At 61.2% G+C, this 24,751-nt stretch carries 27 protein-coding genes, 1 tRNA gene and 1 pseudogene; 18 read left to right on the plus strand and 11 right to left on the minus strand.

Annotation, left to right across the window (positions count from 1 at the left end; translation table 11 throughout):
* The first annotated feature begins 141 nt into the window (after positions 1–141).
* From RCH09_RS01855 to pbpG, 4 genes and pseudogenes are all read left to right on the plus strand, one after another.
* On the plus strand, positions 142–987 hold the full coding sequence (locus RCH09_RS01855) for a DMT family transporter (protein ID WP_326939599.1): 846 nt from the start codon (positions 142–144) through the stop codon (positions 985–987).
* Positions 984–1,379, plus strand: a pseudogene (locus tag RCH09_RS01860) (acyl-CoA thioesterase); the annotation flags it as partial. The gene RCH09_RS01855 and the pseudogene RCH09_RS01860, both read left to right, overlap by 4 nt.
* 60 nt (positions 1,380–1,439) lie before the next feature.
* Positions 1,440–2,135, plus strand: a complete 696-nt coding sequence (locus RCH09_RS01865; protein WP_326939600.1) for a nitroreductase — start codon at positions 1,440–1,442, stop codon at positions 2,133–2,135.
* Positions 2,136–2,331: 196 nt separating this feature from the next.
* On the plus strand, positions 2,332–3,438 hold the full coding sequence (pbpG, locus tag RCH09_RS01870) for a D-alanyl-D-alanine endopeptidase (RefSeq protein WP_326939332.1): 1,107 nt from the start codon (positions 2,332–2,334) through the stop codon (positions 3,436–3,438).
* A 100-nt stretch (positions 3,439–3,538) separates the two neighbouring features.
* Here pbpG and RCH09_RS01875 read toward each other — a convergent pair whose 3' ends face one another.
* The gene (locus RCH09_RS01875) at positions 3,539–4,327 is read right to left on the minus strand and encodes an IclR family transcriptional regulator (protein ID WP_326939333.1); all 789 of its coding nucleotides are present in this window, start codon (positions 4,325–4,327) and stop codon (positions 3,539–3,541) included.
* Positions 4,328–4,563: 236 nt separating this feature from the next.
* On the opposite strand from RCH09_RS01875, the gene RCH09_RS01880 reads away from it, so the two are divergent.
* Positions 4,564–4,965: a diacylglycerol kinase gene (locus tag RCH09_RS01880; RefSeq protein WP_326939334.1), complete on the plus strand. Its 402-nt coding sequence runs from the start codon at positions 4,564–4,566 to the stop codon at positions 4,963–4,965.
* Positions 4,966–5,013: 48 nt separating this feature from the next.
* The gene (locus RCH09_RS01885; protein WP_326939335.1) at positions 5,014–6,282 is read left to right on the plus strand and encodes an MFS transporter; all 1,269 of its coding nucleotides are present in this window, start codon (positions 5,014–5,016) and stop codon (positions 6,280–6,282) included.
* On the opposite strand, the gene RCH09_RS01890 is transcribed toward RCH09_RS01885, so the two are convergent.
* From RCH09_RS01890 to RCH09_RS01900, 3 genes are all read right to left on the minus strand, one after another.
* The gene (locus RCH09_RS01890) at positions 6,283–7,656 is read right to left on the minus strand and encodes a sensor domain-containing protein (RefSeq protein WP_326939336.1); all 1,374 of its coding nucleotides are present in this window, start codon (positions 7,654–7,656) and stop codon (positions 6,283–6,285) included.
* A gap of 72 nt (positions 7,657–7,728) precedes the next feature.
* Entirely contained in the window at positions 7,729–7,992 is a 264-nt protein-coding gene (locus tag RCH09_RS01895; RefSeq protein WP_326939337.1) for a hypothetical protein, read from the minus strand.
* A gap of 110 nt (positions 7,993–8,102) precedes the next feature.
* Positions 8,103–8,867, minus strand: coding sequence for a sulfite exporter TauE/SafE family protein (locus RCH09_RS01900; RefSeq protein WP_326939338.1), 765 nt, complete (start codon positions 8,865–8,867; stop codon positions 8,103–8,105).
* A gap of 133 nt (positions 8,868–9,000) precedes the next feature.
* Between RCH09_RS01900 and RCH09_RS01905 the strand changes: the two genes are divergently transcribed.
* From RCH09_RS01905 to RCH09_RS01955, 11 genes are all read left to right on the plus strand, one after another.
* Positions 9,001–10,017 carry a sulfate ABC transporter substrate-binding protein gene (locus RCH09_RS01905; RefSeq protein WP_326939339.1) on the plus strand — a complete coding sequence of 339 codons (1,017 nt, stop codon included), beginning with the start codon at positions 9,001–9,003 and terminating at the stop codon, positions 10,015–10,017.
* 27 nt (positions 10,018–10,044) lie between these two features.
* Entirely contained in the window at positions 10,045–10,635 is a 591-nt protein-coding gene (gene ssuE / locus RCH09_RS01910) for an NADPH-dependent FMN reductase (RefSeq protein WP_326939340.1), read from the plus strand.
* 85 nt (positions 10,636–10,720) lie between these two features.
* Positions 10,721–11,692, plus strand: coding sequence for a sulfonate ABC transporter substrate-binding protein (locus tag RCH09_RS01915; RefSeq protein WP_326939341.1), 972 nt, complete (start codon positions 10,721–10,723; stop codon positions 11,690–11,692).
* 28 nt (positions 11,693–11,720) lie between these two features.
* Positions 11,721–12,875, plus strand: a complete 1,155-nt coding sequence (ssuD, locus tag RCH09_RS01920; RefSeq protein ID WP_326939342.1) for an FMNH2-dependent alkanesulfonate monooxygenase — start codon at positions 11,721–11,723, stop codon at positions 12,873–12,875.
* Positions 12,875–13,657: an aliphatic sulfonate ABC transporter permease SsuC gene (gene ssuC, locus RCH09_RS01925; RefSeq protein WP_326939343.1), complete on the plus strand. Its 783-nt coding sequence runs from the start codon at positions 12,875–12,877 to the stop codon at positions 13,655–13,657. Before ssuD ends, ssuC begins: the two co-directional genes overlap by 1 nt.
* A gap of 9 nt (positions 13,658–13,666) precedes the next feature.
* Positions 13,667–14,485, plus strand: coding sequence for an ATP-binding cassette domain-containing protein (locus tag RCH09_RS01930; RefSeq protein WP_326939344.1), 819 nt, complete (start codon positions 13,667–13,669; stop codon positions 14,483–14,485).
* 22 nt (positions 14,486–14,507) lie between these two features.
* The gene (locus RCH09_RS01935) at positions 14,508–14,723 is read left to right on the plus strand and encodes a TOBE domain-containing protein (RefSeq protein WP_326939345.1); all 216 of its coding nucleotides are present in this window, start codon (positions 14,508–14,510) and stop codon (positions 14,721–14,723) included.
* A 143-nt stretch (positions 14,724–14,866) separates the two neighbouring features.
* Positions 14,867–15,736 carry a sulfate ABC transporter permease subunit CysT gene (gene cysT, locus RCH09_RS01940; protein WP_326939346.1) on the plus strand — a complete coding sequence of 290 codons (870 nt, stop codon included), beginning with the start codon at positions 14,867–14,869 and terminating at the stop codon, positions 15,734–15,736.
* Between the two features lies 1 nt (position 15,737).
* Positions 15,738–16,637, plus strand: coding sequence for a sulfate ABC transporter permease subunit CysW (gene cysW / locus RCH09_RS01945; protein ID WP_326939347.1), 900 nt, complete (start codon positions 15,738–15,740; stop codon positions 16,635–16,637).
* Positions 16,638–16,639: 2 nt separating this feature from the next.
* Positions 16,640–17,710, plus strand: coding sequence for a sulfate/molybdate ABC transporter ATP-binding protein (locus tag RCH09_RS01950; protein WP_326939348.1), 1,071 nt, complete (start codon positions 16,640–16,642; stop codon positions 17,708–17,710).
* Positions 17,711–17,713: 3 nt separating this feature from the next.
* Positions 17,714–18,640: a CysB family HTH-type transcriptional regulator gene (locus RCH09_RS01955; RefSeq protein ID WP_326939349.1), complete on the plus strand. Its 927-nt coding sequence runs from the start codon at positions 17,714–17,716 to the stop codon at positions 18,638–18,640.
* A 29-nt stretch (positions 18,641–18,669) separates the two neighbouring features.
* Here RCH09_RS01955 and RCH09_RS01960 read toward each other — a convergent pair whose 3' ends face one another.
* The 7 genes from RCH09_RS01960 to RCH09_RS01990 form a co-directional block, all read right to left on the minus strand.
* Positions 18,670–19,395, minus strand: coding sequence for a Crp/Fnr family transcriptional regulator (locus RCH09_RS01960; RefSeq protein ID WP_326939350.1), 726 nt, complete (start codon positions 19,393–19,395; stop codon positions 18,670–18,672).
* A gap of 175 nt (positions 19,396–19,570) precedes the next feature.
* Complete coding sequence (locus RCH09_RS01965; protein WP_326939351.1) at positions 19,571–20,350, minus strand: anti-sigma factor family protein; 780 nt, start codon at positions 20,348–20,350, stop codon at positions 19,571–19,573.
* Positions 20,340–20,990, minus strand: coding sequence for a sigma-70 family RNA polymerase sigma factor (locus tag RCH09_RS01970; protein ID WP_326939352.1), 651 nt, complete (start codon positions 20,988–20,990; stop codon positions 20,340–20,342). The genes RCH09_RS01965 and RCH09_RS01970 overlap by 11 nt, the downstream gene beginning before the upstream one ends.
* Positions 20,991–21,329: 339 nt before the next feature.
* On the minus strand, positions 21,330–22,367 hold the full coding sequence (locus tag RCH09_RS01975) for a quinone-dependent dihydroorotate dehydrogenase (RefSeq protein WP_326939353.1): 1,038 nt from the start codon (positions 22,365–22,367) through the stop codon (positions 21,330–21,332).
* A gap of 48 nt (positions 22,368–22,415) precedes the next feature.
* Positions 22,416–23,138: an arginyltransferase gene (locus RCH09_RS01980; protein ID WP_326939354.1), complete on the minus strand. Its 723-nt coding sequence runs from the start codon at positions 23,136–23,138 to the stop codon at positions 22,416–22,418.
* Positions 23,139–23,152: 14 nt separating this feature from the next.
* Positions 23,153–23,872, minus strand: a complete 720-nt coding sequence (aat, locus tag RCH09_RS01985) for a leucyl/phenylalanyl-tRNA--protein transferase (protein WP_326939355.1) — start codon at positions 23,870–23,872, stop codon at positions 23,153–23,155.
* Positions 23,873–23,887: 15 nt separating this feature from the next.
* Entirely contained in the window at positions 23,888–24,460 is a 573-nt protein-coding gene (locus tag RCH09_RS01990; protein WP_326939356.1) for an NUDIX hydrolase, read from the minus strand.
* Positions 24,461–24,584: 124 nt separating this feature from the next.
* Here RCH09_RS01990 and RCH09_RS01995 point away from each other — a divergent pair.
* Positions 24,585–24,661: transfer RNA gene (locus tag RCH09_RS01995), tRNA-Met, on the plus strand.
* Positions 24,662–24,751: the final 90 nt, after the last annotated feature.

Raw genomic sequence — 24,751 nt, forward strand, 5'->3', positions numbered from 1 at the left:
TGCGTTCGCAAGCGCTTTTCCTCATTGGAAACGACGGGCCGGCGCCAGTGCTACACTCCGGCTTCCCTTGTTTTTTTGACAGAGCTTGTCGTGACAACATTTACCAGCGATAAACCGGCGGTTAACCCCTTGTTGGTCACCATGCCGTGGCTGTTCGTGCTGCTCTGGAGTACCGGTTTCATCGTCGCCAAATTTGGCTTGCCGTTCGCCCCGCCGTTGACCTTTTTGCTGCTGCGCTTTGCCGGCGTATTACTGATATTGGTACCGTTGGTAGGGCTGGTGCGGGCGCCCTGGCCAGTCGGCAGTCGGCGTCACATTGCCGTGGCCGGGGTCTTGCTGCAGGCCGGTTATCTGGGCGGCGTCTGGTGCGCCATCAAGCTCGGCATGCCGGCCGGTTTGTCTGCGCTGATTGTCGGCATGCAGCCGATCCTGACTGCCTTTGCGGCGCCGCTGATCGGTGAATCGGTGCGCGGCAAACAATGGTTCGGACTCGCGCTCGGCCTGTGCGGCGTCGGGCTGGTGGTGGCCAACAAGATCAGCCTGACGGGCTTGTCGATCGACAGTATCCTGCTGTGCCTCGGCGCGCTGCTGTCAATCACCGCCGGTACGCTGTATCAGAAACGCTATTGCGCACACTTCGATCTGCGCACCGGCACCATCATTCAATTTTCGGCTTCGGCGCTCGTCATCCTGCCACTGGCGATCATTTTTGAAGGCTTCACGCCGACATTGAGCACGGTGCATTGGACCGCGAGTTTCATCTTTGCCCTGCTCTGGTCGGTGCTGGCGTTGTCGATCGGCGCGATCTTCCTGTTGTTTGCCTTGATCCGCAAGAGCGCTGCAACCTCAGTGACCAGCCTGCTGTATCTGACCCCGCCCACTACGGCGGTGATGGCATGGCTGGCGTTCGGTGAACAATTCAGCTGGATCGGGATTGTCGGCATGTTGCTGGCCGTGGTCGGCGTGGCGTTTGTGGTGCGGCGATGACGCGCCTGGCCGCCCATCAACGCAGCGACTATCTGCATTTCCAGTCGCTCAATACCCGTTGGGGTGATAACGACGCGTATGGGCACGTTAACAACGTCCTCTATTACAGCTGGTTCGATACTGCCGTCAATGCGTTCCTGATCAATAACGCCGTGCTCGATATCGCACATAGTCCGGTAATCGGGCTGGTGATCGAGAGCCAGTGCAATTATTTTGCGCCGGTGTCGTTTCCCGAGCGCGTTACCATCGGCCTGCGGGTGGCCCGCATGGGGAACTCCAGCGTATGTTACGAGGTTGCCGTGTTCCGTGACGACGCTGCGCAGGCTGCTGCGCAAGGCCATTTTGTGCACGTGTATGTTGACCGCGTCAGTCGTCGGCCAGCGTCCATTCCCGAGGCGATGCGCACGCTGCTCGCCACCATTGTTCCCCCCAGTTACGTCAGTGAGCCAATCATGATCCAGTCCGCGCTACAGCAAGCTGTCGACGAAGCCATCAAGTCGCGTCGCTCCATCCGTGCCTTTCTGCCGGACCCGGTGGCGCGCGAAGATATTGAAGCCATCCTGGAAGTCGCCGCACGCGCGCCATCGGGCACCAACACCCAGCCCTGGAAAGTGTATGTACTGACCGGCGCAACCAAGGAGCGCCTGTCGGCCGCGATCCTGCAGGCGCATGACAATCCCGCCGAAGGGGTAAAACACGTCGAGGAATACCACTACTATCCGGTGCAGTGGAATTCGCCCTACATCGATCGACGTCGCAAGGTCGGCTGGGACTTGTACGCGCTGCTGCAGCTCACTCGCGAGAACAAGGCCGGCATGCATGCCCAGCATGGGCGTAACTACCGCTTCTTCGATGCCCCGGTCGGGTTGATGTTCACGATCGACCGCAGCATGGAGCGCGGTTCCTGGCTCGATTACGGGATGTTCCTGCAAAACGTGATGATTGCCGCGCGCGGCCGCGGTCTTGATACCTGCCCGCAGGCCGCGTTCACGCAATATCACCGGATCATTGCCGACGTATTGCAGCTGCCGGACAACGAGATGTTTGTCTGCGGCATGTCGCTCGGCCATGCCGACCTTGACCGCATCGAGAACACGCTGGTGACCGAACGCGAGCCGTTGCCGGGATTCGTCAAATTCGTCGAGTAGCAGCCGCAATCGTGCCGGTCGGTCGGGACGGAACCGCCCGGCGCCGTTGCGACACCCATCGAACCATGCTTTCTTGATATTATCAGTTCGAAAATTGATTAATAGTTTGCGCTAACTCTCTAATTTGCTTGCGAATAGTCTTGATTTTGCTACACTGCAAGGTGTTTAATCCATGCCCATTTTCGGGGAGCCACCGATGTCCAAGCCCGCCTTAGCACTGCTGCTCTTTTTGTCGTTGACCGTGTCGTCCGCGATGTCGGCCAGTGACACAGGCGATGCATCGGCCGCAGCGAAAAAACACCACACCAAAAAAAGCACCGTACGCCATCGCATGCATCGCGTCGTGCAAGCCAATCCATCGCTGGCCGCCAATGAAAAACTGGTGCGGCACGTATCGGTCGTACACGGCAAACGGCGCGTATCCTATCAACGCGTGGCTGCAATGCCGAGCATTCCCGCCGTCCCTCCGGTAATCAGCGCCGGTGACCTGGCAGGACTGAACCTGACGCGCGACCCGCTCGATCTGAAGTCCAGCGTTGCCCTCGTGATGGACCAGTCGAATTCCAAGGTACTGTTCGAAAAGAACGCCAATGTGGCTTTGCCCATCGCCTCGATCACCAAGCTGATGACCAGCATGGTCGTGGTCGAGTCGCACCAGAACATGGATGAAGTCATCGAAGTCACCAACGACGACATCGACAAGGAAAAATTCTCGTCGTCGCGCCTGCGGGTTGGCGCACAACTGTCGCGTGCCAACATGCTGCATATCGCCCTGATGAGTTCGGAAAACCGCGCGGCATCGGCGTTGGGCCGCAATTACCCGGGCGGACTGCCGGCATTTGTCGCAGCGATGAATGCCAAGGCCAAGTCGCTGGGCATGAACGATACCCACTATGTCGATTCAACCGGCCTGTCCAGTCACAACGTGGCCAGTGCGCAGGATCTGGCCAAGCTGGTGATCGCAGCGCGTCAGCATCCGATCATCTGCCAGTATTCGACCGATACCAAATACGTGGTTGAGCCGGGCGGACGGCCACTGCAGTACGCCAATTCGAATCATCTGGTGGCCAATCCGAGCTGGGAAATCAACCTGCAGAAAACTGGCTATATTTCCGAAGCCGGTCGCTGCCTGGTGATGATGACCAATATCGAAGGCCGTCCGATCGTGATGGTATTTCTCGATTCGAAGGGCAAGCAATCACGACTGGCCGACGCCGGCCGGATTCGCAAATGGATCGAAGCGGCAAAGCCGGAGAATCTGACCAATCCATTGGCGGTGCAGGCGTCAGCAGCGCGCAGCTGAGCGCGCCTGACAAAACCTGCATTGCTGCAGAGGTGGTCGGACATAAAAAAAGCGAACTTCGGTTCGCTTTTTTTTTCAGGTTCGCACGACGTCTGCCAGTTCAGGCGGAATCCTGCGCCGCATAGCCAAGCACTGCCGAGATCTGGTTCACCGTCAGGATCAGGTCGTCCAGCCACTCTTCCTGCAAGCGGTCGGCCGGTGCAGAAATCGACAGGCCGGCGATCAGGCGCCCGGAATCATCCCGGATCCCCGCTGCCATGCAACGTACGCCCAACTCCAGCTCTTCATTGTCACGCGCATAGCCGCGTGCGCGCACCAGGCTGAGCTCGCGTTCGAGCTTGGTCAGGTCGGTGATCGAATTCTTGTTGTGGCCGGCCAGCCCCGTGCGGGTGGCATACGAGCGCACTGATTTCGGATCGTCCACCGACAGAAACAATTTGCCGGTCGAGGTCAGATGGAGCGGGGCGCGTCCGCCGATGGCGCGTACCACCTGCATGCCGGAGCGTTCCGAAAAGGCGCGGTCGATATACACGATTTCATCGCTTTGGCGCACCGACAGGTTGACGGTTTGATGGGTCTTGCGATGCAGCGCGCGCATGAAATCGACCGCTGCCTCGCGCACATTGAGGCGACTCTTGACCACATTGCCCAGCTCCAGCAAACGCATTCCAAGCCGATAAGCGCCCGGTTCGGCGCGCTCGACGAAGCGTTTCAGCACCAGGTCATTGAGAATCCGGTGCGCCGTCGACGGATGCAGTCCGGTGTCGCCGGACAGTTGCTTCAGGCTGACCGGGTCGGGGTAGTGGGCCAGTGCGTCGAGCAACGACGTCATGCGCTCGATTACCTGGATGGAGGTCTTGTCGGTGTCAGGATTGGGCAGCGTTTTCATTGAGCAGGAGGAGCAGGCTGGACCCGCAATTTTATACCACAATGTGAAAAGATGGCCAGAAATTGCCCAGCGTTGACAAAACGGCACACGCAATTGTTTCGTGTCGATGACAGTCTTTTTCAGCTTGCGGTATGGGGGGTGGCGTCACATCGGGACAGCCGTCCGGCTCCTGTTAGAATCCGCCGACCGTGCCTCTCCTTCGATTTGTTCGACAACGTTTTCCAGCCAGGTTCAGCATGAGCGACAGCCCGCAACCAATCAGTCAGTTCAAAAGCAAGAGTGGACTCAAGCGCATCTTCGGCGCATTTCATTATTCGATGGAAGGATTTCGCGCCGCCTGGAAAGGCGAGCATGCGTTCCGACAGGAGCTCGCCGTGGTGGTGGTGGCCACCATCGTCGCCCTGTGCCTGCCGGTGCCGGCGCTGCAGCAGCTGATGCTGATTGGCGTATTCGTGCTGGTGCTGGTGGTTGAACTGCTGAACTCGGCCATCGAGGCGGTGGTCGATCGGGTCTCGCTGGAGCGCAATCCGCTGTCGAAGAATGCCAAGGACTTTGGCAGCGCCGCGGTATTCTTGACGTTTTCACTGGCCGCCGCCACCTGGGGCGTGATCGTCTATCCGTTGTTGGGTTTCCGTTAAGCATTCATTTCGGTAAGATACCGCCTGTTCAGTCATTCAAGGCGTGTCATGTCTACCGCAACAAGCAACGGCTTCGGCGTGCTCCGGCATCGCAACTTCCGGCTGTATTTACTGGCGCGGCTGTTGTCGACGCTGGCGGTGCAGATGCAGAGCGTTGCCATCGGCTGGCAGGTCTATGCAATGACGCATGATGTGTTTGATCTGGGCCTGATCGGACTGGCCCAGTTCGCACCGTTTCTGCTGTTGATCCTGTATGCCGGCCACGCTGCCGATCGTTACGACCGGCGCCGCATCATCACACTGTGCATTGGCGCCCAGCTGCTGTGCGGCCTGGCGCTGCTGGCGTTCTGCTTTGTCGACATGAAGGTGGTCTGGCCAATCTTCCTGGTACTGGTGCTGTTTGGCAGCGCGCGCGCATTCATAATGCCGGCCAGCCAGGCGATCCTGATCAACATGGTGCCGCCGGAGAGCTTCAGCAAGGCGGTGGCACTGGGCTCATCGACATTTCATGTGGCCGTCATCCTTGGCCCGGTGCTGGGTGGCTTGCTGTATCTGGCGGGCGCAAAGACGGTCTATGCGGTGGTCACCGCGCTGTTGATCGTGGCGGTTGTGCTGATGATGCTGGCACGCGTCATTCCGCAAGCCAGCAATCGCGAACCCGCCACGTGGCACAGCGTGCTCGAAGGTCTGCGCTTCGTCTGGTCGCGACCGGTGGTGCTCGGCGCGATTTCGCTGGACCTGTTTGCCGTGCTGTTTGGCGGTGCGACCGCGCTGCTGCCAGCGATCGCGCACGATATCCTGATGGTCGGCCCGACCGGGCTCGGCCTGCTGCGCACCGCGCCAGCGGTCGGGTCGGCGCTGACCTCGATTGCGTTGGGTTTCTGGCCGATCTCACGGCGCGTCGGGCGCTGGATGTTTGGCGGCGTGGCGCTGTTCGGCGCCGGCACCATTGCGCTCGGCCTCACCCACAGCATGGTCATTGCGCTGGTCGCGCTGGTCCTGATGGGGGGCGGCGACATGGTGAGCGTCTACATCCGCCATCTGCTGGTCCAGTTCGAAACACCGGACGCGATCCGGGGCCGGGTCAGTGCCGTCAATTCGGTCTTCATCGGCGCATCCAATGAACTGGGCGAATTCGAATCGGGGATCACTGCCGGCTGGTTCGGCCTGGTCCCGGCCATCCTCGTGGGCGGTGTCGCCACGCTGGTGGTGACGGCGGCATGGTCGCTCGGCTTTCCGGTGTTGTCGCGGATGGACCGCTTCCCGCATGCGCGCAGGGATGCCGCCGACACGGATGCGCCTGGCGCGGGCGCCTGATCAGGATGGTTGCGCGGCGTCGCCGTGAGCCGCGCCAGCTTGCTCACTGGCCCGTTTTTCCTGATACATGGCTTCGTCGGCGCAGGTCAGCAGCTGTTGACCACTTTCGCCATTCTCCGGATAGCGCGCCACGCCAATGCTGGGCAGGATGCGCAGGCTGCGGCCACTGATCAAAATCGGCTGGCTGATGGCATTGCGGATTTTTTCTGCCACCATCGCAGCATGCTCGGTGGCCTGGACATTTTCGAGCAGCACCACGAATTCGTCACCGCTCATGCGCGCCACCGTATCGGCGCCGCGCACGCACTCTTTCAGTCGGCTGGCGACTTCCTTGAGCAGCAGGTCGCCGGCAGCATGCCCGAACGTGTCGTTGACCTGCTTGAACTTGTCCAGATCGATATACAGCAGCGCCAGCCGGGTCTGTTCCCGTTGCGATCGTGCCAGCGCCACGTCCAGCCGGTCATACAGCAGCCCGCGATTGGGCAGGTCGGTCAGCGCATCGTATTGCGACATGTACTGCAAGCGGGTCTGCAATTGCTTGCGTTCGATGGCGGCGGCGACCTGTGTCGAAATGAAGTGCAGCAGCGCCTTGTGCTTTTCCGTGTAGGGCATGCCGCCGCGGTCGCTGCACAGGATCAGCGCACCGATGGTGCCATGTTGCGCATCGAGCGGCACACCGAGCCAGCATTGCGCCGCGCCGTTGTCGACGCGCGCCGGATTTGCCGACGCTGCGTCTGGCACCGTCGCGTTGCGCAGCAGTGGCAGCCGCGAGCGGATCACTTCGGCGCAGAATGCACGCGACTCCGCCTGTGGTACGGCTGCGCTGTCGTGATCCTCATTGGCGTGATACGGAAAGCTCAGCAGCTCGCTCTTGCGGTCGTACAGCGCGACTGAAAAATTGTTCGCCGAAAGCAGCTTCCCGATGATCTGATGAATTTGTCCGAACAGCGCGAACAGGTCGACTGCCGCATGGGCTGCTTCGGAAATGGCGAACAGCGCCGCCTGGGCCGACTCCGATTGCTTGCGCTCGGTGATGTCATGGGCAATCGCGATGCGCACCTGATCGGCTTCCAGCCAGCGGGCCGACCACATGATGTCGACCAGATGACCATCCTTGCGCACATAGCGGTTCTCAAAGTTGAGCCGCGGATGGCCGGCGATGATGTCGTTGGCTGCGGCGAGGGTGCGCTCGCGATCGTCCGGGGCGACCAGGTCGATCATGCGCATGCCAATGATTTCCTGCTGGGTATAGCCGAAGATCCGTTCGCAGGCGGCGCTGACGAAAACGAAGTGCCCCTGTCGATCGACCACGCAAATGGCATCGAGCAGCAGGTCGACGAAAGTGTTCAGTGGCGCGTACGGTCCGATTTCCATTCGGAAATGATACTCCAACGCCGCTGTCGGCTGATCAATCCCGTTACGGGGACACTGTCGGCTGCCGTGGATTTACAGCTCGTCTTCGTCGGCCAGGGTGATGGTCGACTTCTCGAGCTTGCGTTTTGCCACGCGCTTCATGCGTTCGTCACGTTCGTCCTGCAGCGCTGCATTGCGGCGGTACATCCAGCGCATGCGCAAAATGGTGGCCGCCGCGATCAACAGCATCACGCCGGAAATCAGACCGATCGCAGTGTGCACATTGGAAATCGATATGACGCCTGCAGCGGCATAGACGTAGGGCGAATATTCATACCAGATTGCTTCAAGATTCATCAGGCTTGGCAGGTTGGTTGGGCGGCGCTGCCGCGTGGGGGAACGCGGGAATACTACCCGGACATGCATCAGCAATGTTGGCGAATTAACAATTTTTAACGTTGTGCCAACTATCCATGCAGGTGTACCAGCCCATCCCAGCACAGCTTGATTCCGGTCAGCAGCAAAAAGCCGTAGGACAAGCGATAAAAGATTTTTTCATTGATCCGGTCATGCAGCCAGGCACCCAGTTTCACGCCCAGCGGAGCCAGTGGCGACAGCACCGCAGCGGTCGCCAGGTTATCGACACTGAGCTGTCCCAGCAATGCATACGGAACGATCTTCGCGTAATTGATGGTGGTGAAGAGGATCGTCAGCGTGCCGACCAGGATCGCTTTTTCGAGCCGCTTCGGCAGCAGGTAGATCATCATCGGCGGGCCGCCTGCATGCGACACGAAACTGGCAAAGCCGGACAGCGTCGACCACAGTGCGGCGCTGGCGGCAGGCGGCAAATGCAGCGGTGCGCGGACCCGGCCCTTGAGCCAGAAATTGAGCGCGAACAGCAGCGCCATGACGCCGATCAGCGTCTTGACGATGGCTTCGTTCAAGTGATGAAACATCAGCGTGCCGATCAGGATGCCGATCAACGCACCCGGCAGCAGGCGCTTGAACAGCACGGGATCGCAGAATTTGCGCCAGGTAAAAAAGCCGGTCAGATCCATCACGCACAGGATCGGCAGCATGATGCTGGCGGCCTGCAGCGGTGAAATCGCCAGCGCCATCAACGGCACTGCGGCGACTCCCATGCCGCCGGCGAAGCCGCCCTTCGAGATGCTGGTCAACAGGACCGCTGGCACGGCAACGGCATAAAACGCGGGATCGGTAATGACGTGCATGGGAGCGGCGGGAAATTGGCGACTGCCGAGCATATCTGAAAAGCGCATAACAAACCGCGAAAGCATTCGTTCCAGCTTGGGCGATGTGTCTTTACTGTTGAGCCTCCCCATCTCGCTTCCGAGGAGTTATTCGATGTCGTTCAAGACGCTGGTTCCCACATTCTTCACTGCCATCGCGCTATTGAGCGCGCTACCGGTGGCACACGCAGCCGATGTCTCGCTGCTCAACGTCTCCTACGATCCGACCCGCGAGTTCTACCAGGACATCAACCAGTCCTTTGCCAAACAATGGCTGGCCAAGACCGGCGACAAGCTCAGCGTCAAGCAGTCGCATGGCGGCTCGGGCAAGCAGGCGCGGGCGGTGATTGACGGCCTGGATGCCGATGTCGTCACGCTGGCGCTGGCCTATGACATCGACGCCATCGCCGAACGCGGCCTGTTGCCGGCCGACTGGCAAAAGCGCCTGCCGCACCACAGCGCGCCCTACACCTCGACCATCGTGTTCCTGGTCCGCAAGGGCAACCCGAAAGGCATCAAGGATTGGAGCGACCTGATCAAGCCGGGCGTGGCGGTGATCACGCCAAATCCGAAGACATCCGGTGGCGCCCGCTGGAATCATCTGGCGGCGTGGGGCTATGCCCTCAAGCAACCGGGCGGCAGTGAAGCCAGCGCGCGTGAATTCCTCGGCAAGCTGTACAAGAATGTGCCGGTGCTCGACTCCGGCGCGCGCGGCGCCACCACCACATTCGTGGAACGCGGCATTGGCGATGTGCTGATTGCGTGGGAAAACGAAGCCCTGCTGGCGATCAAGGAACTCGGTCCCGACAAGGTTGAAATCGTGGCGCCGCCGTTAAGCATCCTGGCCGAACCGCCGGTTGCCGTGGTCGACAAGGTAGTCGACAAGCACGGCACCCGCAAGGTAGCCGAAGCCTATCTGCAGTTTCTCTATACCGAAGAGGGGCAGAGCATCGCTGCGAAGCATTATTACCGGCCCACTTCCGAAGCTGCGCTGAAGAAATTCGCCGGACAGTTCCCCAAAGTCCAGTTGCTGACCATCGACGAGGTCGCTGGCGGCTGGACCAAGGCGCAGAAAACGCACTTTGCCGATGGTGGGGTGTTCGACCAGATCTATCAGCCCGCCCGCAAATAAGCAGCTACAACCGCATTGGAAAACCGCATGAATATCCTGTTAATCGCCGGCAGTCCGACCGTCCCGTCACGTTCGACCCGACTGCTCCATCACGTTGGCGACAAGCTTGCCTTGCTCGGTCACCGGATCGACAAATTGCAGGTGCGTGATCTGCCGGCGCAGGCGTTGATGCACGGGGATTTTGCGAATCTCGATCTGAATGTTGCGCGCTCGCGGGTCGAGCATGCCGACGCGGTGGTGATTGCCACGCCGGTCTACAAGGCTTCCTACAGTGGCTTGCTGAAAGCCTTTCTGGACATCCTGCCGCAAACCGCGCTGGCCGGAAAACTGATCCTGCCGCTGGCCACGGGCGGCAGCCAGTCCCACATGCTGGCGCTTGATTATGCATTGCGTCCGGTGCTGTCGTCGCTGGCGGCGCGGCATATCCTGCCGAGCATCTATGCGACCGACGCACAGGTTGTCTGGGCCATCGAGCAGGGCCTGACGCTCGATGCCGACATCGCCAAGCGGGTCGCCGAAGGTGTCACGCATCTCGCCGGCAGCCTGGCGCGAATGCATAGCGTCGTCACACCGGATTTCGCGCCGGTGCATTTCTCACAGGTTCAGTACAGCGGCTGAACCCGGCACTTCCCGATGTTCACACAGCCGCGCGCGTCGCGACGGGGGATTGCTTTGCCAACCCATTATCGATCGAGGACCAGACATGCACGTCATCAATAAGAAACGCACCGACAAACGCCGCACCCTGGGATTGTTGTCGGCCACCGCCATGGCGGCGATGCTGCCCGCCTGGAGCAGCGCGAAGGACAAGAATGTGCTGCGCATCGGCTTTCAGAAATACGGAACGCTGACCCTGCTCAAGGCGCGCGGCATGCTCGAAACACGGCTGGCGCAACAGGGCGTGGATGTGAAATGGACCGAATTTGCGGCCGGCCCGGTGCTGCTGGAGGCGCTCAATGTGGGCAGCATCGACTACGGCACCGTCGGCGAAGCGCCGCCGATTTTTGCCCAGGCCGCCAGCGCCGATCTGGTGTACGTCGCCAACGAACCACCCGCGCCGCTGGCCGAAGCGATCATCGTGCCGAAGGGATCGACGATCAGCTCGGTCGCGGCCCTGAAGGGCAAGAAGATCGCGCTCAACAAAGGCTCGAACGTGCACTACCTGTTGCTGAGGGCGCTGGAAAACGCCGGCGTGGCGTATGCCGACGTACAGACGATTTTTCTGCCGCCAGCGGATGCCCGCGCCGCGTTCGAGCGTGGCAGTGTCGATGCCTGGGTGATCTGGGATCCGTTCCTGGCCGCTGCCGAACGGCAGCTTGGCGCGCGCATTCTGGCGGATGGCAAGGGACTGGTCAGCAACCACCAGTTCTTCCTCGCAGCCCGGCCCTATGCCGAAAAAAACCCGGAGGTGCTGCGCGCCGTGCTGGAGGAGCTGGCCAAGGTGGATGCCTGGGGCAAGCAGAATCCGAAGGAGGTCGCTGCGTTGCTGTCGAGCCAGATCGGCCTCGAACCAGCCATCGTCGAGCTGGCCACCGGGCGCTATGCGTTCGGCGTGCAGCCCATCACGCCCGAGGTGCTCAATGAACAGCAGAAGATCGCCGACGCCTTCGCCAACCTGAAACTGATCCCGAAAAAAATCAAGGTGCACGACGCGGTGCTGGCCACCCGGTCGTAAGCGTCGCCGTCTACTGAAAGGAACCGCAATGAGTTTGAATGTTTTCTGGTTTTTACCGACCCATGGCGACAGCCGCTATCTGGGCACCACGCATGGCGCGCGCGTGGTGGATTTCGATTATCTGCAGCAGATCGCAGTGGCTGCCGACACGCTCGGCTACGACGGCGCGTTGCTGCCGACCGGACGCTCCTGCGAAGACGCCTGGGTCACCGCCGCCAGTCTGATCGGCGCGACCAAACAGCTGAAGTTTCTGGTCGCGGTGCGGCCCGGACTGAGCCAGCCAGGTCTGGCGGTGCGCATGGCGGCCACCTTCGACCGGCTGTCGAAAGGACGCTTGCTGGTCAATGTCGTCACCGGCGGCGACGAAGCCGAACTGGCTGCCGACGGCTTGTGGGCCGACCATGCCGAACGCTATGAGATTACTGACGAGTTCCTGAAAATCTGGCGCGCCTCGCTGGCCGGCGAGGGTGGCGACGGCGGTTTCGATTTCGACGGCAAGCACCTCAAGGTCAAGGGTGCGAAGACCTTGTATCCGCCGGTGCAGAAGCCCTATCCGCCGCTGTATTTCGGTGGCTCGTCGCCGGCTGCGCATGAGCTGGCTGCGGCACAGGTCGATGTTTATCTGACCTGGGGTGAACCACCCGCCGCAGTGGCCGAAAAGATCGCCGACATGCGCGCCCGCGCCGCCAGGCACGGCCGCACGCTGCGCTTTGGCATCCGCCTGCACGTGATCGTGCGCGAGACCAATGAAGCGGCCTGGAAAGCGGCCGAAGAATTGATCAGCCATGTCGATGATGACGTCATCGCGCGGGCCCAGTCGGCCTTTGCCAAAATGGATTCGGAAGGACAGCGCCGCATGTCCGCGCTGCACGGTGGCCGCCGCGACAAGCTGGAAGTGTCGCCCAATCTGTGGGCCGGCGTCGGCCTGGTGCGCGGCGGCGCCGGCACGGCGCTGGTTGGCGACGGCGCCACCGTCGCGGCGCGCATGCAGGAATACGCTGCGCTCGGCATCGACACCTTCATCCTGTCCGGCTATCCGCATCTGGAAGAGTCGTATCGCTTCGCCGAGCTGGTGTTTCCGTTGCTGGGCAAGGGCAAGCCGGCCAGCACCGACCAAAGCCTGACCGGGCCGTTCGGTGAAGTGGTCGCCAACGGCTACTACCCGAAAGCGTCGCAGAGCTGATGAGGGCGCGCGCATTATTTTCCGGCCGCACGGCGCAGGCACTGGCGCCGTGGGCGGTGCCGCTGCTGTTGCTGGTCGGCTGGCAGATTGCCGCGCAAAACGGCTGGCTGTCGAGCCGGATCCTGCCCGCGCCGCTGGCGGTGGCGCGCGCCTTCTGGACCCTGACGGCCAGCGGCGAACTGTTCACGCACCTGCAAAAAAGCCTGTGGCGCGCCACCGCCAGCTTCGCCATCGGCGGCGGACTGGGACTCTTGCTGGGCCTGTTGACCGGTACCTTCAAGAGCGCCGAGACGCTGCTCGATACCTCGTTGCAGATGTTGCGCAACATTCCGGCGCTGGCCCTGATTCCGCTGGTGATCTTGTGGTTCGGCATCGACGAATGGTCGAAGCTGTTTCTGGTGTCGATCGGCGTATTTTTTCCGGTCTACCTGAACACCTTTCACGGCATTCGCTCGGTCGATCCCGGTTTGATCGAAATGGCCAGGAGCTACGGACTGTCCGGCTGGCCGCTGTATCGCGACGTGATCCTGCCGGGCGCGTTGCCATCGATTCTGGTCGGGGTGCGCTTTTCGCTCGGGTTGGTGTGGGTGCTGCTGATCGTTGCGGAAACCATTTCCGCACAGTCGGGGATCGGCTTCATGACCATGAATGCGCGTGAATTCCTGCAGACCGATATCGTGCTGGTCGGCATTCTGCTGTACGCCTTGCTGGGCAAGCTGGCCGATGGATTGTCGCGGGCGCTGGAACGGTTCTGGTTGCGCTGGCACCCGGCCTATCAATAGGAGCTGACCATGCAGTCCAATTTGCTCGAACAGACCGAAGTACGCCACGCATCCGACCGGCGCGGCGTGCCCATCCGGGTGCAGGCGTTGTCGAAAGCCTTCGCCGGCCGCACCGTGTTGGCGGCAGTCGACCTGCATGTCGCCGCCGGCGAGTTCGTGGCGGTGGTCGGACGCAGCGGCTGCGGCAAAAGCACGCTGTTGCGCCTGATTGCCGGACTTGATCGCGCCGATCACGGCGAGGTCGTGGTCGACGGCGATGCCGAAGTGCGCATCATGTTTCAGGAAGCCCGACTGCTGCCATGGAAGTCGGTGCAGCAGAACGTTGCGCTTGGCTTGCCGCGCAGGTCACGACACGCGCTGGAGGCGCTGGAACAGGTCGGACTGGCATCGCGTGCCGGCGACTGGCCTGCAGTGTTGTCAGGCGGCCAGCGTCAGCGGGTGGCGCTGGCCAGGGCGCTGGTGCACGAACCCGATCTGTTGCTGCTCGACGAGCCACTCGGTGCGCTCGATGCCCTGACCCGCATCGAGATGCAGCAGTTGATCGAGTCGCTCTGGCGCGAGCGCCAGTTCACAGCGGTGCTGGTCACGCACGACGTGCAGGAGGCGATTGCCCTGGCCGATCGGGTGGTGCTGATCGAGGACGGCCGCATCACGCTCGATCTGGCGGTGTCGCTGGCGCGTCCGCGTTCGCGTGGCGATGCGGCGTTTGCCGCACTTGAAGCGCACATTCTGTCGCGGCTGTTGCAGCATCCGGCGGCCGCGGATGCCCGGCCGTTAGCTATTGACGTGCCATTAAAACCGTTCAGCCAACTCGGCTGGGCAATCTGATTCATTCACCCAAGGAGCAAGCATGAGCATTCAGGCCATCAACGTACGGAATCAATTTCGCGGAAAAATCAAGGCCATCATCGAAGGTCCGGTGGTCTCGGAAGTCGATGTCGAGACGCCGGCTGGCATCGTCACGTCGGTCATCACCACGCGTTCGGTCAAGGACCTGGCGCTGGAAATCGGCACCGAAGTGGTTGCGCTGGTCAAGGCCACCGAGGTGTCGATCGCCAAGCTGTAGGTTGCGGGCAGGTCGCGCTGGCGCTGCATTGCGCCAGCGCACCATATGCCAAATCCAACTAAGGACATGCGCAAAGAATCGTTCTAGTTATTACTTTCATGGCTGACTATGGCGCCTTACCCATTGAATATGTAATAACGAAGATGCCAACGTCCTCCGCCATCGCTGTCCCCATCGACCGCGCATCTCCGTTTCGCGTGCTGCCGGGTTTCCATTTGTCGCTCGGCTTCACCGTCCTGTACCTCAGCCTGATCGTGCTGCTGCCTTTGTCGGCGGTGTTCCTGAAGACCTTCGGCATGACGTGGGAGGCATTCTGGAGCGCGATCAGTTCGGAGCGTGTGGTGGCGTCATATCAATTGAGCTTTGGCGCCTCGCTGATTGGCGCACTGCTCAACGTGGTGTTTGGCGGCATCGTCGCATGGGTACTGGTGCGCTACGAATTCCCCGGCAAGAAGATCATCGATGCGCTGGTCGACTTGCCGTTTGCGTTGCCCACTGCGGTGGCCGGCATTGCGCTCACGGCGCTGTATTCGTCGCATGGCTGGCTGGGCCAGTACCTGGAACAGATCGGCATCAAGGTGGCATTCACTCCGCTTGGTGTGGTCGTGGCACTGACATTCATTGGCTTGCCGTTTGTTGTGCGCACCGTGCAGCCCGTGCTGGAAGACGCCGAACGCGAACTGGAAGAGGCCGCCGCCAGCCTCGGCGCATCGCGCTGGCAGACCTTCATGCGGGTGGTGCTGCCGACCATCGCGCCGGCGCTGCTGACCGGCTTTGCGCTGGCCTTCGCGCGCGCCACCGGCGAATACGGTTCGGTGATTTTCATCGCCGGCAACATGCCGATGGTGTCCGAGATCACGCCACTGTTCATCATCACCAAACTCGAACAATACGACTACGCCGGTGCCACCGCGATTGCGGTGGTGATGCTGTCGGTGTCGTTTGCCTTGCTGTTGACGATCAACCTGTTGCAAGCCTGGACCCGCAAGCGCGGCCAGGCGGAAAGAAGCTGACATGACTGCAACTGCCTTGCCTGTCGACGCGGCACGCCCGCGCGGCGAGCCGATCCCGGTCATCGCCGCCACCCTGGAGCCGGACTGGGTGCGCTACCTGCTCATTGGCATCGCGCTGGCTTTCCTGACGCTGTTTCTGTTCGTGCCGCTGGCGGCCGTGTTTGCCGAGGCTCTCAAGAAGGGCTGGCATACCTGGCTGATGGCGGTGATCGAACCGGATGCCTTGTCGGCAATCCGCCTGACGCTGCTGATTGCCTTGATCGCCGTGCCGTTGAATCTGGTGTTCGGAGTCGCTGCAGCGTGGACCATCGCCAAGTTCGAATTCCGCGGCAAGAATATTTTGCTGACGCTGATCGACCTGCCATTCTCGGTCTCGCCGGTGATCTCGGGCCTGATTTACGTGCTGATCTTTGGCGCCCAGGGCTGGTTCGGCCCGTGGCTGCGCGAGCACGACATCAAGATTCTGTTTGCCGTGCCGGGCATGGTGCTGGCGACGATTTTCGTGACCTTTCCGTTTGTCGCGCGCGAGCTGATTCCGCTGATGCAGTCGCAGGGCAGCGAGGAAGAAGAGGCCGCGCTGGTGCTCGGCGCCTCGGGCTGGAAGACCTTCTGGCATGTGACGCTGCCGAATATCAAATGGGGCCTGCTGTATGGCGTGATCCTCTGCAATGCGCGGGCCATGGGCGAGTTCGGCGCCGTGTCGGTGGTGTCCGGGCACATTCGCGGCGAGACCAACACGATTCCGCTGCAGGTCGAGATTCTCTACAACGAATACAACTTTGTCGCCGCCTTTGCGGTGGCGTCATTGCTGGCCTTGCTGGCACTGGTGACGCTGGCATTGAAATCCTTCATCGAATGGCGTTTGCGCGAAAGCGGCGCCCAACTGCACGGGGTACATTGAGCATGGCTATCGAAGTCAGGAACATCCACAAGGCCTTCGGCAATTTCGTTGCCCTCGACAACGTCTCGCTGAATTTTCCGGCCGGTGAGCTAACCGCGCTGCTGGGACCGTCAGGCTGCGGCAAGACCACGCTGTTGCGCATCATTGCCGGGCTCGAACGCCCCGACCGCGGGCAGGTGCTGCTCGACGGCGCCGACGCCTCCGACCGTCATGTGCGCGAGCGCCAGGTCGGCTTCGTGTTTCAGCACTACGCGCTGTTCAAGCACATGAGCGTGTTCGAGAACATCGCCTTTGGCTTGCGCGTCAAGCCGCGCAGCGTGCGGCCAAGCGAAGCGCAGATCAAGACCAAGGTCATGCAATTGCTGGAGCTGGTGCAGCTGGACTGGCTGGCCGATCGCTTTCCGCCGCAGCTCTCGGGCGGACAGCGGCAACGCATTGCGCTGGCGCGGGCGCTGGCGGTGGAGCCACGCGTGCTGCTGCTCGATGAGCCATTCGGCGCGCTCGACGCCAAGGTGCGCAAGGAGCTGCGCCGCTGGTTGCGACGGCTGCATGACGAACTGCAGGTGACCAGCATTTTCGTCACGCACGATCAGGAAGAGGCGCTTGAAGTGGCCGATCAGATCGTGGTCATGAACAAGGGTGTGGTCGAGCAGATCGGCGCACCGGACGCGGTCTACAACCATCCGGCGTCACCGTTCGTGTACGGATTTCTGGGCAACGTCAATCTGTTCCATGGGCGGGTGCATGAGGGCGTGCTTGATGCCGGCGGGATTCGCTTCGATGCGCCCGATCACGCCGGCGCACAGGATGCGGCGGGAGTCGGCTTCGTGCGTCCGCACGATATCGAGATTGATCGCTATGCGCCCGGCGCCGAAGGCATCATCGTGCAATTGCGCCACGCCCATGCAATCGGCCCGCTGGCCCAGCTCGATCTGGAACGCGAGGACAACGGCGAGATGATCGAGGCGGTCATGTCGAACGAACGCTTCACGCAACTGAAACTGACCGACGGTGAAACGCTGGTGGTGCGGCCCAAACGGCTGCAGGTATTTGTCAACAATGAGGCGCCCTGAATCATGAATTTTCAGCAATTGCGGTCCGTGCGCGAAGCCTGCCGGCGCGGCTATAACCTGACCGAAGTGGCCAATGTGCTGTTCACCTCGCAACCTGGCGTGAGCCGGCAGATCCGTGAACTCGAAGATGAGTTGGGCGTGGATATTTTCGAACGCAATGGCAAGCGCCTGACCGGCCTGACCGATCCCGGCAAGGACATGCTGGTGATTATCGAGCGCCTCCTGCTCGAAGCCGAGAACCTGCGTCAGGCCGGGCAGGAATATGCGGACCAGCGTGCCGGCACGCTGACCATTGCGACCACCCATACCCAGGCGCGCTACGTGCTGCCGAAAGTCGTGCAGACGTTTCGCGCGGCCTTTCCCGAGGTCCGGATCGCCCTGCAGCAAAGCTCGCCGGAGCATATCGCCGAGTGGGTCCTGTCGGGCAAGGCCGACATCGGCATCGCCACCGAGGGCTTGAGCCAGTTCGACGATCTGGTGTCATTTCCTTGCTATACGTGGCAACACGCGGTGGTGGTGCCGGAGGGGCATCCGCTGCTGGCGTTGTCTTCCGTGTCGCTGCAGGATCTGGGGGCGTGGCCGTTGATTACCTACGATGTCGGCTTCACCGGACGCGGCCACATCGATGCGGCATTCCGTGAGGCCGGCATGAGCACCGATATCGTGCTCACCGCGATGGATTCGGACGTGATCCAGCAGTATGTGTCGCTCGGGCTGGGGGTCGGCATCGTCGCTTCGATGGCGATCGAAGAAAGCCGTCATCATGGATTGCACGCCATCGCCGCCGACCATCTGTTCGCGCCGAACGTGACGCGGCTGGCGGTGCGACGCGGGTCCTATCTGCGTTCCTACACGCGCGATTTCATTTTGCAGTTTGCGCCAACGTTGACGCTCGGCGAGATCCAGGATGCGATGAACAATGGCGGGTGATTCCTGCGGCGAGGCGCACCCCGCGCTGCTTATTTTGCCGCTTTGAGAAATCCAAGCAGGCGCTCGTACTCCTTGTTGACGACGGAATAGCATTCACAGACGCGCGTTTCCAGGCCGCCGCGATTGATTACTTTTATGCGACCGCGCGAGCACTCAATGAGGTCGTCCTTTTGCAGTTCGCTGGCAACCTCGGTGATGCTCTCGCGGCGCACGCCGAGCAGGTTCGAGATCATTTCCTGCGTAATGCTTAGCGAATTGTCATGCAGACGATCAATGCTCATCAGCAGCCAGCGGCACATGCGCTGATCCAGGACGTGATGCTGGTTGCAGACGGCCGTCTGCGATGTCTGGCAAATCAACGCCTGCGTGTATAGCAGGGCCAGATGCTGCAGCTGGCCGCCGAGCGCGAATTCCTGTTTCATGACTTTGCGGGGAAGCCGGTAGGCGCCGCCCGCGCTTTGCACTTCGGTGCTGCTCGGCATGCTGTCGCCACCCATGAAAATCGATACGCCCACCATGCCTTCATTGCCCACCAGTGCGACTTCACTGGAGGAGCCGTCCTCCAGCACGTACATCAGCGAAACAATGCCGCTGATGGGGAAATGCAGGTATTTCACATGGTCGCCGGATTCCGACATGGTCCAGCCCAGTGGCATCGGCACATATTCGAGGTCCGGCAACAACCGGGCGTAATCCGCCTTGGGGAGTTCTGCAAGGATGAGGTTTTGATTCGGCTCGGGAACGGCTTTTGACATTGTCTGGTTTCTGAAGAGTTGCGATTTGTACATCTGCCGCCAGCTGTCGCATGCGCCTGGCCGGCGACACGAAGCCGTGACCGGAGTGTACAGGACTGGCCGGCCCGTGCGGACACCAACAGCCTGCGGCCGTGCGCCGTAACAATGCCGTTGCCTCGGGACACAATTCAGGCTGTCACGACACCACATTGCCTTCGATCTGGCCTTGCAGCAGGCGTTCGAACTGCATCAATTCCGGCCCGTTCAGATCCGAGATCGCTCGATACTGCATGCCGTCGCGGATCCAGCGAACCAGCTGGAAGCCTTGCCTGGAGGTCAGCGTTGGCGTGCTGTTGCGGTTGGTCCTCGCGGGCCAGACATACAGGTTGATGACATGTTTTTCGCGTTGATAGACCAATGCCGACACCGGCCGCTGGTCGATGTAATCCATGCGGCCACCGATCAGCGTGAAGCCGACTTGCGCCAGGTTGTAGACCGGCGGCGAGTAATCGAGTTTGCCGTTGAACCACGGCTTGACCGTATGCGGGTCCGTCGATGTGACGTCGGCCAGATGGTCGGGCATCAAGGAACGGAAATGGCTGGCCACGATTTCCTGATCCAGTCGTTCGGCCGCGGGCGGTACCAACAGGTACAACATCAGCATCACGGCGAATGCCGTGCTGCTGACAGCGCCGAAGGCAAAACTGATCCAGGCCCACGGCATCGTCCGGCGTGCGCGCGGTGCGTCAGGCGGCTGCTCCGACAGCGTGCCCAGGATGCGCTGCCGCAGGTGCGCCGGGGCCGGATAGCGCTGCGCGTGCATGTTGATGGCCACATGCACATCCTGCAATTGCTCATGCAATCGACTGCACCCGTCGCAACCGGCCAGGTGCAGGCTCAGGTCCGTGGCGGTAGTGGCATCGAGCCCGTCATCAATGCTGGCCGAGATCAATTCGCGCGCTTGGTTACAGTCCATCTTGCGGTCCGTCCGTTTTTTTCTGCAGATATTCGCGCACCTGTTTGCGGGCACGCGCCAGTCGTGACATCACAGTGCCGATCGGAGTGCCGACAATGCCGGCAATGTCCCGGTAGGACAATTCATCGATCTCCTTCAGCACCAGTACTTCACGAAAGCTGGTTGGCAGCGCATCGAGCGCACGGTTGATCTGGTTCTTCACATCCTTGCTGGCAAGGATGCTCTCTGGATTTCGGCCGATGCCATGGAAGGAAATTACGCTTTCGTCGTCCTGCGAGCCATACACTTCTTCATCAAGATCGACGTCGTTCTTTTCCTGAGGAGGGTCATGCAGCGCGGAGTAAAACGTGTTGCGCACGATAGTCAGCAACCAGGCACGGGCATCGGCGCCATGAAAGCCGTCGATGAATCTGAACGCACGCAAGAACGCCGTCTGCACCAGATCCTCGGCCCGCTGGTCGTCACGCGTGAGCCAGCGTGCCAGGTTGTAGGCCGCGTCGAGATGGGGCAAGGCGATCTGTTCAAAATACTGCTTTTTTTCTTTGTCACCCAAGTGCATGTCCATCCGCCGATCTGTTCTTTTTCTGAAGACGCGGTTGTGGGGCGCTTTATTCCCGCTGCGGCAAATTAATTTCGACAATGGTGCGATGCGATACGCCTTGAAAAAAATTGTCGCGCGCCGGGAATATTCTGCAGTGGCGTCGGGTTCTACGTCATGCCGAGTCGTTCAGCTCGCAAGCCAACGGTCGACATACCAATCAACGCTGATGTCGAGGGAAGTATTGCATGAAACCACCGCGGATTTTTCACCGGCTCGCAGCAACTTTGCTGGCGCCGTTGTGTTCACGCAAGTCCGCTGTTCGATCCGGTGGCAAGGCGAAACTGGATTCCACGTGACGACGGACCTGTTTGCGCATGGCGTGCGGGCTGAGTGTGTTGCTGGTCGGTAGTGCCGCGGGTGTAACGAAGCAGGGTTCCATCAAGATCGCAGCGCATTGGCGCATTCGCGCACAAGTGCCGGTCCGCGATAGATGAGGCCGGTATACAGCTGTACCAGCGCCGCACCGGCATCCTGCTTTTCACGGGCGTCGCTGCCTGACAGGATGCCGCCGACGCCGATGATCGGAACAGCGTCGCCCAGTTCGGCCTTCAACGCCCGGATCACCGCCGTCGACAATGCCTTGACCGGTGCGCCCGACAGGCCACCGGCTTCCTGCGCGTGCTTCATCCCGGCAATGGCGTCGCGGTTGGTGGTGGTATTGGTCGCGATGACGCCATCGATCTGGTGCCGCAACAGTGCCGCGGCGATCGTCCTGATCTGCTCGCCATCGATGTCGGGTGCAATCTTCAGCGTCAAGGGGACATAGCGCGCGTGGCGGTCCGCCAGCCGCAACTGGGCGGCTTTCAGTTGCGACAACAGCGCGTCGAGTTCATCGGCGCCTTGCAACTGCCGCAGGTTCTTGGTGTTGGGCGAGGAAATGTTGACGGTGACGTAGCTGGCGTACGGATACACCTTGTCGAGGCAGGCCAGGTAATCGTCGGCGGCGCGTTCGATCGGCGTGTCGGCGTTCTTGCCGATGTTCAGTCCGAGGATGCCAACCTTTTCCTGGTGAAAGCGGGAGGCCTGCACATTGCGCACGAAGGCATCGACGCCGCCGTTATTGAAGCCCATCCGGTTGATCAGTGCGTTGGCCTGCGGCAGCCGGAACATGCGCGGCTTCGGATTGCCAGGCTGCGCGCGCGGCGTGACGGTACCGACTTCGATGAAACCGAACCCCAGTGCAGCCAGGCCGTCGATATAGGCGCCATCCTTGTCCAGACCGGCGGCCAGTCCGACCGGGTTGGGAAACGTCAGTCCCATGACGGTGCGCGGATCGGCGGCGGGGCGCGGCAACATCCCGGTCAGTCCGAGTGCGGCGGCGCGGCGCAGTGATGGCAACGTCAGATTGTGGGCATCTTCGGGATCGAGCAGGAACAGGAAGGGACGGGCGGCGGCGTAGAGGAGTTTATCGGTCACGGAGCGGGATGAAAAGTGGGTGGAACTGCGAAAAATTGCACGGCCGGGTCAAAGACGTTCCCATCTTCCCAGGCGCAGTGCTTCGAGCGGGCGGAAATTGATTTTGTAGGCCATCTTGGGACTGGCCTCGATCCAGTAGCCCAGATACACATAGGGCATGTCCAGCTCCTTGCTCTGTGCGATCTGCCACAGCACGTTGAAGGTGCCGTACGAGGTACCTTCCTGATCGGGTTCGTAGAACGTGTAGACCGACGACAGGCCATCGTCGAGGACATCGATGATGCTGACCATGCGCAGCGTGGCGTCCTGGTCGCGGAATTCCACCAGCCGGGTGTTGACCTTGCTCTGCAGCAGAAACTGCGCGTACTGGTCGCGGCTGTCCTGGTCCATGCCGCCGCCGGCATGGCGCGCCGACTGGTAGCGCAAGTACAAATCGTAGTGTTCGTGGCTGTAGGCCAGGTTGGTCACCACGGCGCTGAGGTGTTGATGGCGCTCCCAGGCGCGCCGCTGGCTGCGGTTCGGCTTGAACGCGGCCACGTCGACCCGCACCGGGGTGCAGGCCTGGCAGCCATCGCAATAGGGTCGATAGGTAAACACGCCGCTACGGCGAAAACCGGATTTGACCAGTTGCGAATACACATCGGCATTGATCAGGTGCGATGGCGTCGCCACCTGCGAACGTGCCATGCGGTCGTCCAGATAGCTGCACGGATACGGCGCCGTCGCGTAGAACTGCAGCGTGGCGAAGGGCAGGTCTTTGAGATGTGTCATTGTCGAAATCGGGATCAATGCGATGCGGGTCGGTCGAGGGAAGGCCAATTCCGGATTTGCGGTTCCGCAATGGCTGCGCGCAGATGGCGGATGAACTCGGTGCGTGGGATCGGGACGGCGCCGAGCGAGGCCAGATGAGCGGTTTCCTGCTGGCAGTCTATCATCGAAACGCCATGGGATTTCAGGAACGCCACCAGGTGCGCAAGCGCGATCTTGGAGGCGTCGGTGACGCGTGCAAACATCGATTCACCGTAGAACATGTGGCCGATCGAGACACCGTATGCACCCCCGATCAGGCGGTTGTCGAGCCACACTTCGCACGAATGGGCGAAGCCGAGTTGATGCAGGCCGCAGTACCCGGCAACGATATCCTCGTTGATCCAGGTGCCGGCGCCGTCGCGGCGCGGTCCGGCGCAGGCGCGCATGACCTGCTCGAAGGCGGAATCGAAACGGACTTCCCAGCGGCTGTCGCGGGCGATCTTGCGCAGAGTCTTGTTCAGGCTGTCGGAGATGACGAAACGGTCGGTGTACAGCACCATCCTCGGGTCGGTGCTCCACCACATGATGGGCTGCCCTTCGGAGAACCACGGGAACACCCCGAGCCGATAGGCCTGCAACAGGCGCTGCGGCGACAGATCGCCGCCAGCCGCCAGCAGTCCGGGGGCGCCGTGCTCGTCGGTCAGGGCCTGTTCCACTTCAGGAAACGCCGAATCGTGGTCGAGCCAGGGGATCATCGTTCGGTGCGGATCCTAGTCAGGACGCCAGATGGGTTTGAAAATGTCCTGCGCATGGAAACCGAAGGACGCGCCCTCGCGCACCTTGCGCATGTCGGAAAAAAAGCACTTCAGGGTTTCGCCAACCGTCGGGAAGGCAATCTCGTCCCAGGGGATGGATGCTTCGTTGAACAGTGCGACTTCGAGGCTTTCGACGCCGGCCGCGAAGTCGAGGTCGAGCAGCGTGGCCCGGTAGAACATGTGGACCTGATGCACGTGCGGCACATTCATCATCGAAAACAGGCCGTGCAGGTCAATGCGCGCACCGGCTTCCTCTTCGGTTTCGCGCCGTGCCGCGTCGCCGGTCGTTTCGTCGTTTTCCATGAATCCCGCGGGCAGCGTCCAGTATCCAAGGCGAGGCTCAATGGCGCGCCGGCACAGCAACACACGCGTGTCGCCGGCCTGATCCCAGACCGGAATCGAGCCGATCACCATCTTGGGATTCTGATAATGGATCACGCCACACTGCTCGCACACGAAACGCTGCCGGTTATCGTCAGGGGGGATTCTCAACGCAACGGGATGCGCGCACTCGGAACAGAATTTCATGGTCAATCACAAGCCTGTCTGGCGCCGGCATGGCGCGTAAAGTTCATGGCAGTGTATCACTCGGCATGCGTCGCCGAAACCATTGCAAAGCCATTCGATACGCTGTATATTCGGGCACTTCAGACGCGGGGTGGAGCAGTCTGGCAGCTCGTCGGGCTCATAACCCGAAGGTCACAGGTTCAAATCCTGTCCCCGCAACCAGTCTCACCGCTCTTGCCGCAGTAACCATCATTCCCGCTCACCATACCTGGAGCACCAAGAAAAGCCGGATGGCAAGGCGCGCTGACGCAG

Source organism: Actimicrobium sp. GrIS 1.19 (assembly GCF_035984655.1).
Taxonomy (GTDB): Bacteria; Pseudomonadota; Gammaproteobacteria; order Burkholderiales; family Burkholderiaceae_D; genus Actimicrobium.

Excerpts from the sequence above, each read along its gene's own strand:
- RCH09_RS01855 (WP_326939599.1), top strand. The coding sequence starts at position 142 with ATGCCGTGGCTGTTCGTGCTGCTCTGGAGTACCGGTTTCATCGTCGCC.
- RCH09_RS01865 (WP_326939600.1), top strand. The coding sequence starts at position 1,440 with ATGATCCAGTCCGCGCTACAGCAAGCTGTCGACGAAGCCATCAAGTCG.
- pbpG (WP_326939332.1), top strand. The coding sequence starts at position 2,332 with ATGTCCAAGCCCGCCTTAGCACTGCTGCTCTTTTTGTCGTTGACCGTG.
- RCH09_RS01875 (WP_326939333.1), bottom strand. The coding sequence starts at position 4,327 with ATGAAAACGCTGCCCAATCCTGACACCGACAAGACCTCCATCCAGGTA.
- RCH09_RS01880 (WP_326939334.1), top strand. The coding sequence starts at position 4,564 with ATGAGCGACAGCCCGCAACCAATCAGTCAGTTCAAAAGCAAGAGTGGA.
- RCH09_RS01885 (WP_326939335.1), top strand. The coding sequence starts at position 5,014 with ATGTCTACCGCAACAAGCAACGGCTTCGGCGTGCTCCGGCATCGCAAC.
- RCH09_RS01890 (WP_326939336.1), bottom strand. The coding sequence starts at position 7,656 with ATGGAAATCGGACCGTACGCGCCACTGAACACTTTCGTCGACCTGCTG.
- RCH09_RS01895 (WP_326939337.1), bottom strand. The coding sequence starts at position 7,992 with ATGAATCTTGAAGCAATCTGGTATGAATATTCGCCCTACGTCTATGCC.
- RCH09_RS01900 (WP_326939338.1), bottom strand. The coding sequence starts at position 8,867 with ATGCACGTCATTACCGATCCCGCGTTTTATGCCGTTGCCGTGCCAGCG.
- RCH09_RS01905 (WP_326939339.1), top strand. The coding sequence starts at position 9,001 with ATGTCGTTCAAGACGCTGGTTCCCACATTCTTCACTGCCATCGCGCTA.
- ssuE (WP_326939340.1), top strand. The coding sequence starts at position 10,045 with ATGAATATCCTGTTAATCGCCGGCAGTCCGACCGTCCCGTCACGTTCG.
- RCH09_RS01915 (WP_326939341.1), top strand. The coding sequence starts at position 10,721 with ATGCACGTCATCAATAAGAAACGCACCGACAAACGCCGCACCCTGGGA.
- ssuD (WP_326939342.1), top strand. The coding sequence starts at position 11,721 with ATGAGTTTGAATGTTTTCTGGTTTTTACCGACCCATGGCGACAGCCGC.
- ssuC (WP_326939343.1), top strand. The coding sequence starts at position 12,875 with ATGAGGGCGCGCGCATTATTTTCCGGCCGCACGGCGCAGGCACTGGCG.
- RCH09_RS01930 (WP_326939344.1), top strand. The coding sequence starts at position 13,667 with ATGCAGTCCAATTTGCTCGAACAGACCGAAGTACGCCACGCATCCGAC.
- RCH09_RS01935 (WP_326939345.1), top strand. The coding sequence starts at position 14,508 with ATGAGCATTCAGGCCATCAACGTACGGAATCAATTTCGCGGAAAAATC.
- cysT (WP_326939346.1), top strand. The coding sequence starts at position 14,867 with ATGCCAACGTCCTCCGCCATCGCTGTCCCCATCGACCGCGCATCTCCG.
- cysW (WP_326939347.1), top strand. The coding sequence starts at position 15,738 with ATGACTGCAACTGCCTTGCCTGTCGACGCGGCACGCCCGCGCGGCGAG.
- RCH09_RS01950 (WP_326939348.1), top strand. The coding sequence starts at position 16,640 with ATGGCTATCGAAGTCAGGAACATCCACAAGGCCTTCGGCAATTTCGTT.
- RCH09_RS01955 (WP_326939349.1), top strand. The coding sequence starts at position 17,714 with ATGAATTTTCAGCAATTGCGGTCCGTGCGCGAAGCCTGCCGGCGCGGC.
- RCH09_RS01960 (WP_326939350.1), bottom strand. The coding sequence starts at position 19,395 with ATGTCAAAAGCCGTTCCCGAGCCGAATCAAAACCTCATCCTTGCAGAA.
- RCH09_RS01965 (WP_326939351.1), bottom strand. The coding sequence starts at position 20,350 with ATGGACTGTAACCAAGCGCGCGAATTGATCTCGGCCAGCATTGATGAC.
- RCH09_RS01980 (WP_326939354.1), bottom strand. The coding sequence starts at position 23,138 with ATGACACATCTCAAAGACCTGCCCTTCGCCACGCTGCAGTTCTACGCG.
- aat (WP_326939355.1), bottom strand. The coding sequence starts at position 23,872 with ATGATCCCCTGGCTCGACCACGATTCGGCGTTTCCTGAAGTGGAACAG.
- RCH09_RS01990 (WP_326939356.1), bottom strand. The coding sequence starts at position 24,460 with ATGAAATTCTGTTCCGAGTGCGCGCATCCCGTTGCGTTGAGAATCCCC.